The organism is Collinsella sp. HCP28S3_B9 (genome assembly GCF_052066095.1).
Taxonomy (GTDB): domain Bacteria; phylum Actinomycetota; class Coriobacteriia; order Coriobacteriales; family Coriobacteriaceae; genus Collinsella.
On the sequence record NZ_JBQHST010000025.1, the window covers coordinates 20,261 to 35,958 of the forward strand.

Genomic DNA, 15,698 nt, shown 5'->3' on the forward strand with positions numbered 1-15,698 from the left:
TCATGAGGCCGCCTTTCTTGCGGGTAAGTACCAAAAGAAAACCAAAGACCAACCAAAAACAAACAAAAAAGGGACCGCATGCAACAATTGCGTTGCATGCGGTCCCCACCAGCTGGTTTATAAAATCCCAGAAGTCCCTGTCTCCATATTTGCCTTAAAAAAGACGCTCCGTCTGCAAAAAATTTCCGCAGAAGCTCACACGATGCAACGGAGAAAGGCCATGTTTACGAATAGCCTCAATGTGCTCGGGGCTCGCATAGCCCTTTGACTCAGCAAGATGATATTCGGGATACTCGGCATCGTACTCGACCATCATCTCGTCACGCGTGACCTTGGCCATAATGGAAGCAGCGGCGATGCAGGCGATTTTGGCATCTCCCTTGACCACATCGCGCTCGTTAGGAACGGCGCCCAAGGGGTTGCCGTCCATAAGCACGCAATCGGGCTCGAGCCCCGTATCGGCCACGGCGCCCGCGACGGCAGTGCGGATGGCGCGGGCCATGCCCATCTCATCGATATCCGCAGGCGCGATATGGCAAAAACCAATGGCCGTAGCCACCTCGGCAATCTGCACCGAGAGCAGCTCACGACGGGCAGGCGTGAGCTTTTTGGAATCGTTAATGCCCCAAACGCGCGGCTCCATGGGAAGGCAGACGGCGCAAACCGTCAGCGGGCCGGCGACAGAGCCGCGCCCCACCTCGTCAACGCCAACGACCACGCCATCGCCGCCGAGCTCATGCATAAGCTCGTACATGCCGTTGACGCGCTCGCGCTCGGAAAGTTCCTTGGCATGGCGCTTAAGTGCGCGTTCGCAAGCCTTGATCACCTGCTGGCGCGGATCCTCGCGATAGTGCTCCACGAGGGCGGGAATCTCCTCGAACGTGGCACTCGCCAGCTCGCCGGCAACCTGCGATGCCGAAATCGAGCTCGTCATATTGGCCATACCAGGCCCTCCTTGCATGGAAATCAGATAAAAAGAAGGGCCACCCGAAGGTGACCCTTGTGTCCAAACGAGTGGACAAACGCTGCGATCTTCTTAGCGCTTCTCGGGGATGCGAGCAGCCTTGCCCACCTTGTCGCGGAGGTAGTACAGCTTGGCGCGACGGACGCGACCATGACGGACGACCTCGAGCTTGGCGATCTTGGGGCTGTGAAGCGGGAAGGTACGCTCAACACCGACACCGAAGGAAATCTTGCGGACGGTGAAGGTCTCACGGGCACCGGCGCCGGCCATGCGGATGACGTCACCCTGGAAAACCTGGATGCGCTCGCGGTCGCCTTCCTTAATGCGGTAGTGAACCTTGACGTTGTCGGCGACGCGGACCTGCGGGATGTCCTCGCGGATCTGCTGACGCTCGATTGCGCGGATGTAATCCATGTGCAATTCCTTACTCTTCTAGAGGTGCCGTACCACCTTGGCCGGCACGTAGTTGAACAAACGTATTCGAGTATACACGCCACGACCTTGGCTGCAAGAACTATTTTGCCCGTAAGCAAAAAGACAAAAACACGCACTCTTTCTGCACTTATGCGCCGTCCGCAGCATCAGTCGTCGGCGTCGTCACGGTCGTTCCGGGCGCGATATAACCGTATTCGAGCAGCACCGAAAGCGCATGCTGCTTCCAGGTGGCAAGCTCTTCGTCATTATAGTTGTCATGAGCCCATTCATTCATCGCATCCTCGGCGTCTTGGGGCACCAGATCCTGGCTGTCTGCCATCAGGTACAGGATGCCTAAGATGTCGAAGTCCTGCTTGGTCATCTCTTCCTTGTTTGATGTGCCGATGAGGCCGTGATCGATACCGTAGCGGCAGATATCGGTCAAAACGGTAACGAGGCCCGTAGGAATCGGCGAGGCATCTTTTGCGGCAGCGGGCGCGGTGTCGTCAGTCACGGCAGTGGCATCGTCGCTCGCCGGAGCAGGCTCGGACGCGTTCGCATCGGAAGCCGCCTGCTCTCCCTGGGCAGGAGCCGCGCTATCCGTCGTTGCCGAAGAATCCCCCGAAGAAACGGACGTAACGCTCACCGGTGTCTCGACCACGGTCGTCATCGGGTCGACCGGTGCGGGTGCGGCGATGACCTCGGCCCAATCGGAATACACGCCGTCAATGAAGGCGCGAACATGGAAGGTGCCCGGTTGCGAGATGGTCATCGTGCCGTCCGTCGCGACCGAAATGCCCTTGCTCTCGAGCTCCTGGGCCTCCCAGCTGCAGACCCTATCGACTTCCTTGCCCGTCGTGTCATAGACCGTAGCCGTTAGGCCGTCGATGCCGTTGAGATTCTCCTCGACTCCGACGACGGTCTGTGCCGAGCCCTCGAGTTTGATGCTGCCGTTAAACGACTCGGGCGCCACGTCGCTTACCTTATATTTGTAGGCCGCGGCGTCGATCTCGTCATTGGTCGAAACATGCCCGTTCACGTCCACATAGGTGTCCTCGGGGATAAAGTACTTTACGTAGGCGGTGCCGGCCTTTTTACCCACCACGACTTGCTCGTGGGTGACAGGGTCGGTCTGGATCTCGATGACGTCGGACTTGCATTTCTTGCCGTTTTTATCGACCACGCGCCAGTCGCCCGACGACTTCACAAAGCCGTAATAGTCAACATCGTCCTCGTCCCTTGCACGCACGCGATAGGAAGAGATGGGGTCTTCGTCTCCCACCGTAAGCCTTCGGGTCTTATCGGTCTGCAGCGATACGAGAATCTTGGAAATGGGCTTAATGGGCTGCGGCGTGCCCAACTGGGTATCGACCGTCACCGACTCAAACGACAGATTGGAACCCGTAATGGACATGGGGTAGGTGGCGGCCATGTCGTTGAGCACATTGCACGTGCGCGGGGCGCCGCCGTTGCGCGATGGCACCTCGCGATCGGCCAGGACAGAATTCCAATCGATGGCGCGCACCATGTGGTTGTTGGTGCGATGCGACCAGCTCGTAACGTTTCCGGCGGTGGTATCGTAGCCGTCGTCGCCACGATGGGCGATTGAGCGCAGGAACAGGTTCTGCACGGCGTCGGTCGACTGATCGCCAAAGGTGGTGTAGAACGAGCGCTGGTCATAACCGGCGGTATGGAACTCCTGCACGGCGGCGTTGTCGTCGTAGCACTCGCCGTTCATGTTAAAGATAATCACGTCGAACGTCACGCCCACCGGCTGGTCATAGTCCTCGGACAGCGTCGTGGTAGAACTCGTCTGCTTGCTATTGACCTGCGTGTGCGCAGGGATCGTCATATCGACGGTGACCGACTGATTGACCGTTGTGGTGATCGACTGTTCCTCGGTCTTGCTCGCCTCCCACAACTGGGACATCGTGGCTTCGGCCGAAAACGAGGTCTCGATCTCCTCGCTCGCTGTTGCGGGCACGCCCAGCGACTCCTTGAGGCTCACCGATGCGCCCCACGAGCCGCCTTTGGAATACGATGTGGATTCAGAAGTGCTCGTGCCGACCGTCTCCTCGGTACCGCGGGCGAGCGTGATGCTCTGCGAGGCGTCCTCATAGCCGACGTTAAGAGCCGAGGTAACGAGCTCCTGCTCAGTCTTAGAATCGACAAAGGAATAGCCCGGCGCGTCCTCGGGCGCGCAGTTAAGCTTGTTCATGCTGTTGAGCTGCTGAACTCTAAAGTTATAGAACGCGATGCCAAAGCCATTGAAATCATACTGATAGGTGCCGCCGAGCTTGTCGACACAAGCAATGGTGGCATAGATGACGTCCTGCTCAGTCGTGTCTTTCGACAGTCCGTCGAGCGGCACGTTTTCACGGAAATCGGAGCCCGTCAGCTTGTGACCGATACAGCCGGCGATATCGTCGGTCAAGCGATCGTAGACAGCTTTGAGGCTTTTTGCCGATGTCAGACCACTCTGTTTCGATTTGTCGGCGCCGTCGGAATGCTCACCGTTGCCGCCCGAAAGCGCATCATACAGATAGATGTAGTGACCCTTACCGAAGTCCTTCTCAAAGCCCTTGCCGGCGTGGTCCCAGTACAAAAAGTCCCCGGAGTCGTCGCCTCCACCATAGCCAAGGATGTTATAGGCAAGCGATGCCCAGTTGGGCAGCACCTTTTTGACGGCGGCCGTGTAGAACGAGACGTTGTCGTACATCGAGGTACGGCCCTCGAGTTTGCCGTCATCGATATCAACAAACGTGCAGTCGCGATCGTTGACCGTAATGGTGAGCGGGTTGACCACGTCGCCATAAAGCTCGTCGCGAGATTCATCCTGAAGGGCAAAACCGGCCGTCGGCATCCCGCAAAGCGCCGTGACCGCAACGACCACCCAGCACAGGGTCATCTGTGCTCCCCGACGCGCTCGTTGCAAATACCTGGTGAGGTTTTTCATCGCAGTCCTCCCGTCAGTTGCCAATGTATTGAACCAACAGAATAAATATAAAACGCCGCCGCGTCCACAGGGAGCGCGGCGGCGCGAAGGGGGGCGTAAGAGGCGCAAATGGAACGCGACTCAGTTAAGCGGAACGCTTGGCCTCGAGCTTGGCCTGAGCGGCCGCCAGACGCGCCAGGGGTACGCGATAGGGCGAGCAGGACACGTAGTCCACATCGGCCACGTTGAACAGGCCCTTGATGGACTTGGGGTCGCCGCCGTGCTCGCCGCACACGCCAAAGTGCATGTCGGGGTTGGCGGCGCGACCCTTCTCGACGGCCATACGCACCAGCTCGAGCACCGCCGCGTCGATGGTCTCGAAGGGATTATCCTTCAGGATCTTCTTGTGCATGTACAGCGGGATGAACTTGGCCTCGGCGTCGTCGCGCGAGAAGCCGAAGGTTGTCTGGGTGAGGTCGTTGGTGCCAAAGCAGAAGAAGTCGGCATGGTGGGCGATCTCGTCGGCGACCATGCAAGCGCGCGGCAGCTCGAGCATCGTGCCCACGGGAATATTGAGCTCGACGCCCTCCTCGGCGGATACCTCGGCGATCACGCGCTCGATGACCTCGCGGGTCTGGACATGCTCGGCTGTGATGGAAACGAGCGGGACCATAATCTCGGGGCGCGGGTCGACGCCCTCCTTGATAAGGCGGGCAGCAGCCGTGGCGACGGCGCGAACCTGCATGAGCGGCAGATCGCCAAAGACAACGGACAGGCGCACACCGCGCAAGCCGAGCATCGGGTTGGACTCAACCATGCCGTCGATTCGACGCAGGCGGGCACGCAGGGTGGCAAGCTCTTCCTCGCTGGCGCCGGCGGCTTCCTTCTTGGTGATGGCGACCTCGAGCTCGCGAGGATTATCCAGGAACTCATGCAGCGGCGGATCGAGCAGGCGAACGACCACATCGCGACCGGACATGGTCTTAAACATCGCCAGAAAGTCCTCGGTCTGAACCTTGAGCAGGTCGGCCAGGGCCTGCTGCTTCACGGCCTCGTCGTCGGACAAGATAAAGCTCTGGATAATGTTCTTGCGGTCGCCCAGGAACATGTGCTCGGTGCGGCACAGGCCGATGGCCTCGGCGCCAAACTCGAGTGCGAGCGCGGCATCCTCGGGGTTGTCGGCGTTGACGCGCACGTGGTTGGCGTGACCGTCGGTCTCGTCCAGACGGATCTCGTCTGCCCAGGACAGAATGGTGTCCAGATCGCCGGTGAGCTCGGCGGAGACCAGATCGACGGCGCCGTCGACGACAATGCCCTGGGTGCCGTCGATGGAGATGATGTCGCCCTCGTGCAGCACGCGGTCGCTGCCCTCGATGCGCACGACCTTCTCGGCGGCGTCAATATGGAAGCGCTCAACGCCGCAGACACAGGGCGTACCCATACCGCGGGCGATAACGGCGGCATGGCTCGTCTTGCCGCCGTGGCTGGTAAGGATGCCCTCGGCAGCGACCATGCCCTTCAAGTCGTCGGGGTTGGTCTCCCAGCGAACCAGAATGACCTTGTGGCCCTCGTTGGCGCGCGCGACGGCATCGTCGCTCGAGAACACGACCTCGCCTACGGCGGCGCCGGGGCTGGCGTTAAGGCCGCAGGCCAGGGCCTCGTACTTCTTGGAGGAGTCGAACTGCGGATGCAGAAGCTGGTCGAGCTGCGCCGGATCGATGCGACTCACGGCCTCCTCGCGGGTGATGAGGCCCTCCTCGACCATCTCGATGGCGATGCGCAGCGCGGCGGTAGCGGTGCGCTTGCCCACGCGGGTCTGAAGCATCCAAAGTTTACCCTGCTCGATGGTGAATTCGATATCGCACATATCGCGGTAATGATCCTCGAGCGTCAGGAAAACGCGCTCGAGCTCCTCACCAGCAGACTCGAGGCCCGGGGTGGTCTTGAGGTCGGCGATGGGCTCAGTGTTGCGGATGCCGGCGACGACGTCCTCACCCTGGGCGTTAACCAAAAAGTCACCGTAGAACTCCTTGGTGCCATCGGCCGGATTGCGCGTAAAGGCGACGCCGGTCGCAGAGGTCTCGCCTTTGTTGCCAAAAGCCATGGCCTGGACGTTGACGGCGGTACCGAGCTCGTCGGAAATGCCATGCTGTTTGCGGTAGATGCAGGCGCGCTCGTTCATCCAGCTGCCAAAGACGGCCTGGATGGCAAGGCGCAGCTGGAGCTCCGGATCGTGCGGGAAGACGGGCTTGCCGTCGACAACCTCGAGCTCGGGATACAGGGCAGCCTCGACGTTCTCGGAGAAGATGCCCTTGAAGGTCTCGACGAGCTCCTGCAGGTCCTCGGCCGAAAGCTCGGAATCGACGCGGACGCCGGCGACCAAGCGAGCCTGGGTCAGGGCGTTCTCAAACAAGTCGGCATCGACACCCATAACGACGTTGGAGAACATTTGGATAAAGCGGCGGTAGCTATCCCAGGCAAAACGCGGGTTTTGCGTCTGGGCAATGAGGCCCAGAACGGAGTCGTCGTTAAGGCCCAAGTTGAGGACCGTGTCCATCATGCCGGGCATGGAGAACGGAGCACCCGAGCGAACCGACACGAGCAGCGGGTCGGATGCGTCACCAAGCTTCTTGCCGCAGCGGGCCTCGAGATCGGCCTCGGCGGCAACGATCTCATCGAGTGCGCCTTCGGGCCACACGTTGCCGGCACCGGAGTACTCGACACAGGTTTGGCAGGTAATGGTAAAGCCACCGGGAACCGGCAGGCCGATGCGGCTCATCTCGGCAAGATTTGCACCCTTGCCGCCAAGCACGAAGTTCATGGACTTGTCGCCCTCAGTGACACAGGTGCCCTGGGCGTCGGTTCCAAAACGGTAAACCCTCTTGCAATCGCTCACGATACTCCCCTTCCATGCGCTGTCGCGCACGACCGTGGTAACGAATCGACCCGCCGGATGCGAGCCGTGAGGGTACTATACGGCGGGTATTGGAAGTGCTTGCGTAGAGGGTGCGAGGTTTGGTAAACGTGGTAAAACTGACGGTAAACGGTAGATAAAGGTGGTTACCTTATGAAGATACCAGTGTACGAGACTTGCAGGTTAACTGAAAGAACTTTGCTAAATCGCTTTACCATAAATAGCTAATTTGGGACGGGGCTTTTTTAGCTACCCCGTCGGCAATCGGCCAAAAAGCTCGCGGCCTCAGCCGGGGTAGCTAAAAAAGCCCCGTCCCAAATTAGCTACTTTTGTTGGGCTCGGCGAGCGGCACGACGGGCTCGAGCTTCTTGGATTTCATCCAAATGACCGATGATCTCGGATGCACTCTCCTCAATCGCCTTACCGTCGGTACGCACCACAAAGCAGCCTAGGCGCTTCATGAGGGCACGGGCTTCCTCAAGCTCGCTGCGCACACTCTCGGGCTCGGCATAGGAGCCGGCGACGGCGCGGGCGTAGTCATCGCCCAAGCGGCTGTCGCGAATCTCAGAAATTACGTCAACGGTCGAAATCAGGCCGAACAGGCGCATCGGGTCGACCTCGTAAATCGACTTCGGCGGCTCCATGCCGTGCGCCAGCGGAACGTTTGCGACCTTGTAACCCTGATAGGCCAAATACATCGACAGCGGCGTTTTGGACGTACGCGACACGCCCAGCAGCACGATATCGGCCCCCGAAAGGTCGTCGCAACCGCGCCCGTCATCGTGCTCAACGAAATACTCCATAGCCTCGATGCGGTGGAAATAGCGGTCATCCGTTTTGTGAATAACGCCCGCAACGCCCTTGGGCGGCACACCGATGAGCGACGAGAGCACGGCAAGGGTCGGACCGATCAGGTCGACAGAGCGAATATGCAGCATACCCAGGTAATCGAGCACGCGAGCGCGAAGCGCCGGATCGACGATAGTGTGGAACACGGCGATATCACGATGGTCCGCATCGACGCGCGGGCCCACAAACGACTTGACCTGCTCCACCGAGTTCACTTTGGGCAAGCGCAAGAGACGAAAAGCCCCTTCATCAAATTGCCCGGACGCCGCAAGCACCACCTCACAAGCGGTATCACCGAGCGAGTCGGAGATAACGATAACGGTGGGACGAGCGGTGACCGGGCAATCCATGCGGGGCTCCTTTTGCGCTTATGCGCAGGCTAGTTTACTTTTTGCGGGCAAGCTCACCGATGTTGGCGATGCCAGAGAAAACGGCCTCGAAGCGGTTGAGCAGCTTAAGGCGATTATCGCGGAGCTGCTCGTCCTTGTCCATGACCATAACCTCGTCGAAGAAGCGGTCGATGGGGGCACGCAGGGCGGCAAGGGCGGCAAATGCGGCCGGGTAATCCTCGGCAGCAAGGGCGCCATCGACAGCGGTCTGAGCAGCCTCGGAGGCATCGGCAAGCGCGAGCTCGGCCTCACCCATCAGGCTGCGATCGTACTCCATACCCAGCTCGGGCTTGGAGATGTGCGCGGCGCGGGCATAGGCAGTAGCCAGGTTGTCGAAGGTCTCGGCATCGTTCTTACGAGCCTCGTCGAGCGCGGCGCAGCGGGCGAAGAAGACGGACGGAGCGATGATGTGCACCGCGGAGACGGCGGCGACGGTATCCGCCGGAATCTTCTCGTCGCGGGCCATGCTCACCAGACGGCCGTGGAAGAAGTCACGGACCTGCTGGGCGACCTCGGCGGCGTCGAACTCGATGCCCTGCTCGCTATAGAGCTCAAGGGCAAAGTCGATGAGCGTCGTGGGGTCGATCGGCAGACGATCGCGCAGGATGTTGATAATGCCGATAGCGGCGCGACGCAGCGCGTACGGGTCGGAAGAGCCGGTCGGGGGCTCACCGATGGCAAAGATACCGGCAATGGTATCGAGCTTGTCGGCACAGGCCACGATGCAGCCAGCGGTGCCCTCGGGCAGCTCATCGCCGGCAAAGCGGGGACGATAGTGATCGCGAATGGCGTGGGCGACCTCGTCGTTCTCCCCCATCGCAGTTGCGTAATAGCCACCCATCACGCCCTGCTGGCTCGTAAACTCGACGACGGCGTTGGAAACCAGGTCGGCCTTGCACAGGTGCGCGGCACGAGCGGCATCGGCAGCGAGGTGGGCGCCCAGATGGGCCTCGCGGGCAATAGCGAGCGCGAGCTGCTCAATGCGCTCGGACTTGGCGAGCACGCTGCCGAGCTTCTCCTGGAAGGCAACCTTGGCCAGACGCTCACGGAACTCGTCGAGGGAGATCTTCAGGTCCTCCTCGTAGAAGAACTTGGCATCGTCCAGACGGGCGCGCACGACGCGCTCGTTGCCGTCGATCACACGATCGGCATTCTCGGGCTTGCTGTTGGAGACGACCACGAACTCACGCGTGAGCTTGCCCTCGCCGTCATAGATCGGGAAGTAGCGCTGGTTGGTGAGCATGGACTCGCAGATGATCTCGTGCGGGACCTTGAGGAACTCCTCGTCGAAGGTACCGACGAGCACCGTCGGCCACTCGCAGAGGTTAATGACCTCCTCGAAGACCTTCTTGGGCGTATCGACATGGCAGCCAGGGCGAGCGGCCTCGACCTCGGCAATACCGGCAAGGATGGCCTCACGACGACGCTCGGCAGAGAGCACGCCGGCGTCCTCGAGCACCTGCTCGTAGACGGCGGGGCTGGCGACAACATGGTCACCGGCGCCCAGCACGCGATGTCCGCGCGTGGTGTTGCCGCTCGTCACATCGGCAAACGTCACGGGCACAACGTCCTCGCCCAGAAGGCAGCAGATCCAACGGACCGGACGCACAAACGTAGCGTGCTCGTGGCCCCAGCGCTGGCTGCGGTAGTTGGGCCACTGCAGGCCTGCGATCGTCTTCTCGCACAGGGCCGTCAGAATAGGGGTAGCCGGCGCGGAGGGAATGTTCTTCTCGGCGAACACGTACTCGCGGCCGTCGGTATCCTCACGACGGATCAGGTCCTCGGCAGCCACAGCGCACTTGCGGGCGAAGCCCTGGGCGGCCTTGGTGGCGTTGCCGTCGGCATCGAAGGCAATGTTTGCCGCAGGGCCGCGCTTGACCTCGTGGACCTCATCGGTCGCGGTGGCGACGTTGGTCACGAGCACAGCCAGACGACGCGGGCTCGAGATCACGCGGACCTCGCCATGGGCCAGGCCGGCCTCGTCGAGGCCCTTGGCGATCATATCGCCAAGCTGCTTGACGGCATTGTTCAGCGGTGCGGAGGGCATTTCCTCCGTACCGATCTCAAACAGGAAATCCTTAGCGTCTGCCATGGCTTACGCCACCTCGCCTTCCTGGTCGGCATTCTCGTTAACTCCGGCGACCTCGGCCATATAGGCCTCGCAGCACGCCTTGGCGACGGCGCGGACGCGCAGGATGTAGTTGGCGCGCTCGACTGCGGACAGGGCGCCGCGGGCATCGAGCAGGTTGAAGGCATGGCTGCACTTCATGACGCAGTCGTATGCGGGCAGCGGCAGCTTGCGCTCCAGACAGGAGTGGCACTCGGACTCGTAGTCGTCAAACTTCTGACGCATCATCTCGACGTTAGCGACCTCAAAATTGTAGGCGCTAAACTCGCGCTCGTTCTCCAGGAACACGTCGCCGTAGGTCATGGGCGTGCCGTCGGGCAGGTAGCTCCACACCAGGTCGTAGACGGAGTTGACGCCCTGGGCGTACATTGCGATGCGCTCCAGGCCATAGGTGATCTCGACGGGCACGGGGTCGACCTCGATGCCGCCCACCTGCTGGAAGTACGTAAACTGCGTGACCTCCATGCCGTTGAGCCAGACCTCCCAGCCAAGGCCCCAGGCACCGAGCGTCGGGCTCTCCCAGTCGTCCTCAACAAAGCGGACGTCATGGTCGTTGGGGTCCAGGCCAATAGCGGCAAGAGACCCCAGGTAAAGCTCCTGGGCGTTGACCGGCGAGGGCTTGATGAGCACCTGGAACTGATAGTAGTGCTGCATGCGGTTGGGGTTCTCGCCGTAGCGGCCGTCGGCGGGACGGCGGCAGGGCTGCGCATAGCAGGTGCGCCACTCGGCAGGACCGAGCGAGCGCAGCGTGGTCGCGGTATGGAAGGTACCGGCACCGACCTCGGAGTCATAGGGCTGCATAATGACGCAGCCCTGCTCGCCCCAGTACTGCTGGAGACGCAGGATGATGTCTTGGAAGGAAAGCGATGAAGCGTTCATGCCTCTAATATCCCCTCGTCGAAACGATTACACGGTTAGGTACTGTACTATAGCGGTTTTTAGTCGATAGCGCCCAGACGGTTGAGCGGCCAGTAACGCACGAGCGCCACGGCGATCAGGTCCGAACGGTCGACCGGTCCAAAGTAGCGTGAGTCGGCTGAGTTCTCGCGGTTGTCGCCCATCACCCACACGCACCCGTCGGGGACGGTGTAGGGATAGCTCACCTGAGCACCAGGCGCCTGGACCGACAGTGGCCAGCTCATGCCCGTCGTATAGTCCTCGTCGAGCGCTTGGCCGTCAACGACCACCTTGCCGTCCTGCAGGTCGACCGTCTGGCCGGCCGTGGCGATAACGCGCTTGACGAGCACATCGTGCTCAGAGGTGCCATCGGGGTTGTGGAACACCACAATATCGCCCTGTTTGACAGGCTGGCCGAGCTCAAGCGTCACCTTTTGCGCCAGGATCTGGTCGCCAATCTCAATCGTGGACTCCATGGACCCGGTGGGCACCACAAAGGGCTCGACCACAAACGAGCGAATCAGGAAGGTGGCCGCGAGCGCAATTAGAATGACCAAAACCCATTCCAAGGCGCCCCGCAAAGTGAAAACGGACCTCTCGCCAAAATCATGTTCAAGATGAACTCGTTGGCGGCCTTTATTGTCCTCCATGTTATTCACCTCTTCCAGAAAGCAAATCCTGCGCATACGCACGCTCCTGGGGCGTAAGCCGCGCCGTCTCAATTAAGTCGGGACGCCAGCGACAGGTGCGCTCGATGGCGTTCTTGCGGCGCCAAGCGTCAACCTTGGCGTGGTCACCACTTACAAGCACAGGAGGCACGCCCTCGCCGTTAAACTCGGCAGGACGGGTGTACTGCGCGTACTCGAGCAGCCCACCGTCCTCGGCGGTCGAGAATGATTCGTCAACGTTGCTCATCTCGTCACCAAGCGCGCCGGGAATCAGACGCACGACAGCGTCAGCAACGACCATAGCAGGCAGCTCGCCGCCCGTGAGCACATAGTCGCCGATCGACAGGCGCTCGTCGGCATAGGCATACGCGCGCTCATCGACACCCTCGTAACGGCTGCACACAAACAGCAGGCGCTCGCTTTGGAGCAGGCGCTCGGCTACATGCTGCGTAAAAGGCTCACCGCAGGGCGTAAAGAACACCACGGTGGGCTTGGGGCCCTCAGAGCTGATGGCCTCGATGGCCTCAGCGATGGGCTCGACCTTCATGAGCATGCCCTGACCGCCGCCGTACGGCTCGTCATCGACGGTACGATGGCGATCGTGCGTCCAGTCGCGCAGGTTATACGCCTTAAAATCAAAAAGGCCGGCCTTGCGGGCACGGCCCAAAATCGATGTGGACATAACGGGCTCAAACATCTCGGGAAAGACCGAAAGGGTCTCGATCAGCATGTTGTCCTCCCTACTTGTCCATATCGATCAAGCCGTCCATAACGTGGACGGATATTGCTCCCCGATCGGGAAGATCGAGCACAACTTGCTCGATCACGGGAATCAGCACCTCGCCGTACCGATCACCCTCGACAACCCAAACGTCGTTGGCGGGCGTCGACATAATCTCAACGATCGTTCCGAGCGACCCAAAGCGCTCGTCAACCACCTCGCGACCCATAAGGTCGGTATAGGCGGCATCGAGTGAATCGAGCTCAAAGTCATCACGGTTCGCCAGAACGAAACAACCCGTGATGCCCTCGGCGGCCGTCAAGTCGTCAATGCCCTCAAACGAAACCAGATCGCCATCGCCCGTATCGGTAACGGATGTAACCGTGCAAAAGCGGTCACGCTTGAGCGCCGGTGGCGTCAGGGCGACACGCATACCCGGCTCCAATACAGAAGGAAGCCCCCGCAGCGGCTGCGCGAGGACCTCCCCCTTCCTTCCATGCGGCTTAACCACACGGGCGATGTTTTTGTACTGGGACCTCAAGGTCCTAGCCCAGAACCTCTACCTCGACGGAAGTGTCGAGGCGAGCGGCCAGTGCACGGGCGAGCGTGCGAATGGCCTTGATGGTACGGCCGCGACGGCCAATGACCTTAGCTACGTCATCCTCGGCGACCGAAACCTCAATAGTTGAGGCATCGTCGCCATCGATAACTTCCAGGCTCACGGAATCCGGGTCGTCGACGATCTGAACAACGAGATATTCGACGAGATCGGCGATGCGATCTGAGAGCATTGCCTCACCCTCGAGCTGTGCAGCGTCAACCTCAGGCACGATTTACTCCTCGGCGCCCTCAGCGGCCTCAGCGGCCTCAGCGGCAGCCTTAGCGGCCTCGGCCTCTTTGGCGAGCTGCTTCTTGGACTTCTTGACGACGGTCTCGGTCTTCTCGCCCTCGTTGGCGGCCTTGACCAGGGCAGCGACAGCGTCGGTGAGCTGAGCGCCCTTGGACTGCCAGTCAGCAATCTTCTCGAGATCGAGGTTGATGGTCTTGGGGGCGGTCATCGGATTGTAGCGGCCAACCTCCTCGATGATACGACCGTCACGCGGGGCGCGGGAATCGGCGACGACGACACGGTAGTACGGACGCTTCTTAGCGCCGTGACGAGCAAGGCGAATCTTGACTGCCAAAGGAAACTCCTCCAACCAAGCAGCTTTAGGCTGCAACTACAAACAAACAGTTGAACATAATACGCCATCGACGCGGGCAGGTGAAGTCCGTGAGACCAACTTCTTCGGTGTAGTCGAAGGCAAATCCATATCTTAGACAAGAATTCGCGATTTGCAAGCACATCCACGCACCCCACATGAGCTGCGCGGTATACTCATGCCATGAAAAGATGCGAACATACATACGGTTATGAGGATACTGCGGGCGTCACGCCGCCGCCCTGGACGGGTCCGGCGGTGGGTCTGATGGATCTCGATGCGTTTTTTGCGAGCGTGGAGATGCTCGATCATCCCGAGTGGCGCGGCAAGCCGCTTATCGTGGGCGGAGACGCCGAATCTCGCGGCGTCGTCTCCACCTGCTCATACGAGGCACGTCGCTTTGGCGTGCACTCCGCCATGCCCTCGGCCGAGGCACGCCGCCTCTGTCCGCAGGCCATTTGGACACACGGGCATTTCGATCGCTACCACGAGGTTAGCGCACAGGTCATGAATATTCTTGCCGACGAGACACCGCGCGTAGAGCGCGTGTCCATCGACGAGGCCTTTATCGACATCACGCCGGGCCGCTTTGCGCCCGAGGACCCACTGCTCGTCGTACGACGCATCAGCGATCGCGTGGCGGCACTGGGGGTGACCTGCTCCATCGGCGTCGGTTGCAACAAAACGGTAGCCAAGATTGCAAGCGAGCGAGACAAGCCGTTTGGGCTTACGGTCGTACGCCCGGGAACTGAGCAGCGTTTTCTGGCACCGTTACCTGTTTCTGCCATGAGCGGTATCGGGCGCTCGGCCGAGGAGCGGCTGCGCCGCATGCGGATTTACACGCTGGGCGAGCTGTCTCGCGCACCGGAATCCACACTGTCTGCGATTTTTGGCGTTAACGGCGAGCGCATGCGCCAGCGTGCGTTGGGGCTCGAGGTTTCCGAAGTCACGAGCCTCGATGAAGAGCGTGAGGTCAAGTCGGTAAGCAATGAGCGCACCTTTGCGAAAGATTTGACCGAGCGCGGGGACATCGAAGCGGCGATTGCACTATTGGGCGAATCCGTCGGACGTCGCCTGCGCCGCCAGGGGCTTACCGGCACCACGGTGACGCTCAAACTTAAGTACTCGTACGGCAGCGGTCGCTCGGCACAGCGACGACTCCCCCATCCCACCGACGACGAGAACATCTTTGTGGCGGTAGCGATCGAGTTGCTCGACAACATCTGGCAGGAAGGAATGCATGTACGCCTTGCCGGCATAGGCATGAGTGACTTCAATCATCAAGGCGGCATACAGACCGACCTGTTTTGCGAAGTCGACGACCGCGGAGCCCAATCCAGCGACCGCCGTGACCTCTCCGTCGCCATCGACGCGGTCCGAGACAAGTTCGGCGACACCGCCCTATCCTTCGGCCGCCAATCACGCTTCTCCTCCCACTAAGTAGTCAATTTGGGACGGGGCTTTTTTAGCTACTTTAGATTGTCAGGGTAGTACGGGGTAGCTAATTTGAACTGCCTCCCATTTCTTGGACATGAGAAATGGGAGGCTTTTTATGCGTGTCGACTTGAGGGTGAAGCACGACATCGAGGCCAGGAAGGCGGCGATCGGGCTCTTCGA

At 60.5% G+C, this 15,698-nt stretch carries 13 protein-coding genes; 1 reads left to right on the top strand and 12 read right to left on the bottom strand.

Annotated elements, in window-relative coordinates; translation table 11 throughout:
* Positions 1-154: 154 nt before the first annotated feature.
* From ACTNBB_RS06935 to rpsP, 12 genes are all read right to left on the bottom strand, one after another.
* Positions 155-943: a ribonuclease HII gene (locus ACTNBB_RS06935; protein ID WP_441057368.1), complete on the bottom strand. Its 789-nt coding sequence runs from the start codon at positions 941-943 to the stop codon at positions 155-157.
* A 93-nt stretch (positions 944-1,036) separates the two neighbouring features.
* Positions 1,037-1,378, bottom strand: coding sequence for a 50S ribosomal protein L19 (rplS, locus tag ACTNBB_RS06940; RefSeq protein ID WP_117583231.1), 342 nt, complete (start codon positions 1,376-1,378; stop codon positions 1,037-1,039).
* Between the two features lie 148 nt (positions 1,379-1,526).
* The gene (locus ACTNBB_RS06945; protein ID WP_441057366.1) at positions 1,527-4,286 is read right to left on the bottom strand and encodes a hypothetical protein; all 2,760 of its coding nucleotides are present in this window, start codon (positions 4,284-4,286) and stop codon (positions 1,527-1,529) included.
* Between the two features lie 172 nt (positions 4,287-4,458).
* A complete protein-coding gene (gene ppdK, locus ACTNBB_RS06950; RefSeq protein WP_441057364.1) occupies positions 4,459-7,209 on the bottom strand; it encodes a pyruvate, phosphate dikinase in 2,751 nt (916 codons plus the stop codon).
* Positions 7,210-7,550: 341 nt separating this feature from the next.
* Entirely contained in the window at positions 7,551-8,426 is an 876-nt protein-coding gene (locus ACTNBB_RS06955; protein ID WP_441057362.1) for a pyruvate, water dikinase regulatory protein, read from the bottom strand.
* A 34-nt stretch (positions 8,427-8,460) separates the two neighbouring features.
* Positions 8,461-10,557 (bottom strand): glycine--tRNA ligase subunit beta, encoded by a 2,097-nt coding sequence (gene glyS, locus ACTNBB_RS06960; RefSeq protein WP_441057360.1) that lies wholly within the window; start codon positions 10,555-10,557, stop codon positions 8,461-8,463.
* Between the two features lie 3 nt (positions 10,558-10,560).
* Positions 10,561-11,472, bottom strand: a complete 912-nt coding sequence (locus tag ACTNBB_RS06965; protein ID WP_441015527.1) for a glycine--tRNA ligase subunit alpha — start codon at positions 11,470-11,472, stop codon at positions 10,561-10,563.
* A 59-nt stretch (positions 11,473-11,531) separates the two neighbouring features.
* A complete protein-coding gene (gene lepB, locus ACTNBB_RS06970; protein WP_441057358.1) occupies positions 11,532-12,047 on the bottom strand; it encodes a signal peptidase I in 516 nt (171 codons plus the stop codon).
* Positions 12,048-12,141: 94 nt separating this feature from the next.
* Positions 12,142-12,888: a tRNA (guanosine(37)-N1)-methyltransferase TrmD gene (trmD, locus tag ACTNBB_RS06975; protein WP_441057356.1), complete on the bottom strand. Its 747-nt coding sequence runs from the start codon at positions 12,886-12,888 to the stop codon at positions 12,142-12,144.
* Between the two features lie 10 nt (positions 12,889-12,898).
* On the bottom strand, positions 12,899-13,390 hold the full coding sequence (gene rimM, locus ACTNBB_RS06980) for a ribosome maturation factor RimM (RefSeq protein ID WP_427717603.1): 492 nt from the start codon (positions 13,388-13,390) through the stop codon (positions 12,899-12,901).
* Between the two features lie 34 nt (positions 13,391-13,424).
* Positions 13,425-13,670 (bottom strand): KH domain-containing protein, encoded by a 246-nt coding sequence (locus ACTNBB_RS06985; protein ID WP_154516529.1) that lies wholly within the window; start codon positions 13,668-13,670, stop codon positions 13,425-13,427.
* Between the two features lie 42 nt (positions 13,671-13,712).
* Entirely contained in the window at positions 13,713-14,063 is a 351-nt protein-coding gene (rpsP, locus tag ACTNBB_RS06990; protein WP_427717582.1) for a 30S ribosomal protein S16, read from the bottom strand.
* Between the two features lie 201 nt (positions 14,064-14,264).
* Here rpsP and dinB point away from each other — a divergent pair, with 201 nt between their 5' ends.
* Entirely contained in the window at positions 14,265-15,521 is a 1,257-nt protein-coding gene (gene dinB, locus ACTNBB_RS06995) for a DNA polymerase IV (RefSeq protein WP_427794791.1), read from the top strand.
* Positions 15,522-15,698: the final 177 nt, after the last annotated feature.

Excerpts from the sequence above, each read along its gene's own strand:
- ACTNBB_RS06935 (WP_441057368.1), bottom strand. The coding sequence starts at position 943 with ATGGCCAATATGACGAGCTCGATTTCGGCATCGCAGGTTGCCGGCGAG.
- rplS (WP_117583231.1), bottom strand. The coding sequence starts at position 1,378 with ATGGATTACATCCGCGCAATCGAGCGTCAGCAGATCCGCGAGGACATC.
- ACTNBB_RS06945 (WP_441057366.1), bottom strand. The coding sequence starts at position 4,286 with ATGACCCTGTGCTGGGTGGTCGTTGCGGTCACGGCGCTTTGCGGGATG.
- ACTNBB_RS06955 (WP_441057362.1), bottom strand. The coding sequence starts at position 8,426 with ATGGATTGCCCGGTCACCGCTCGTCCCACCGTTATCGTTATCTCCGAC.
- glyS (WP_441057360.1), bottom strand. The coding sequence starts at position 10,557 with ATGGCAGACGCTAAGGATTTCCTGTTTGAGATCGGTACGGAGGAAATG.
- ACTNBB_RS06965 (WP_441015527.1), bottom strand. The coding sequence starts at position 11,472 with ATGAACGCTTCATCGCTTTCCTTCCAAGACATCATCCTGCGTCTCCAG.
- trmD (WP_441057356.1), bottom strand. The coding sequence starts at position 12,888 with ATGCTGATCGAGACCCTTTCGGTCTTTCCCGAGATGTTTGAGCCCGTT.
- ACTNBB_RS06985 (WP_154516529.1), bottom strand. The coding sequence starts at position 13,670 with ATGCTCTCAGATCGCATCGCCGATCTCGTCGAATATCTCGTTGTTCAG.
- dinB (WP_427794791.1), top strand. The coding sequence starts at position 14,265 with ATGAAAAGATGCGAACATACATACGGTTATGAGGATACTGCGGGCGTC.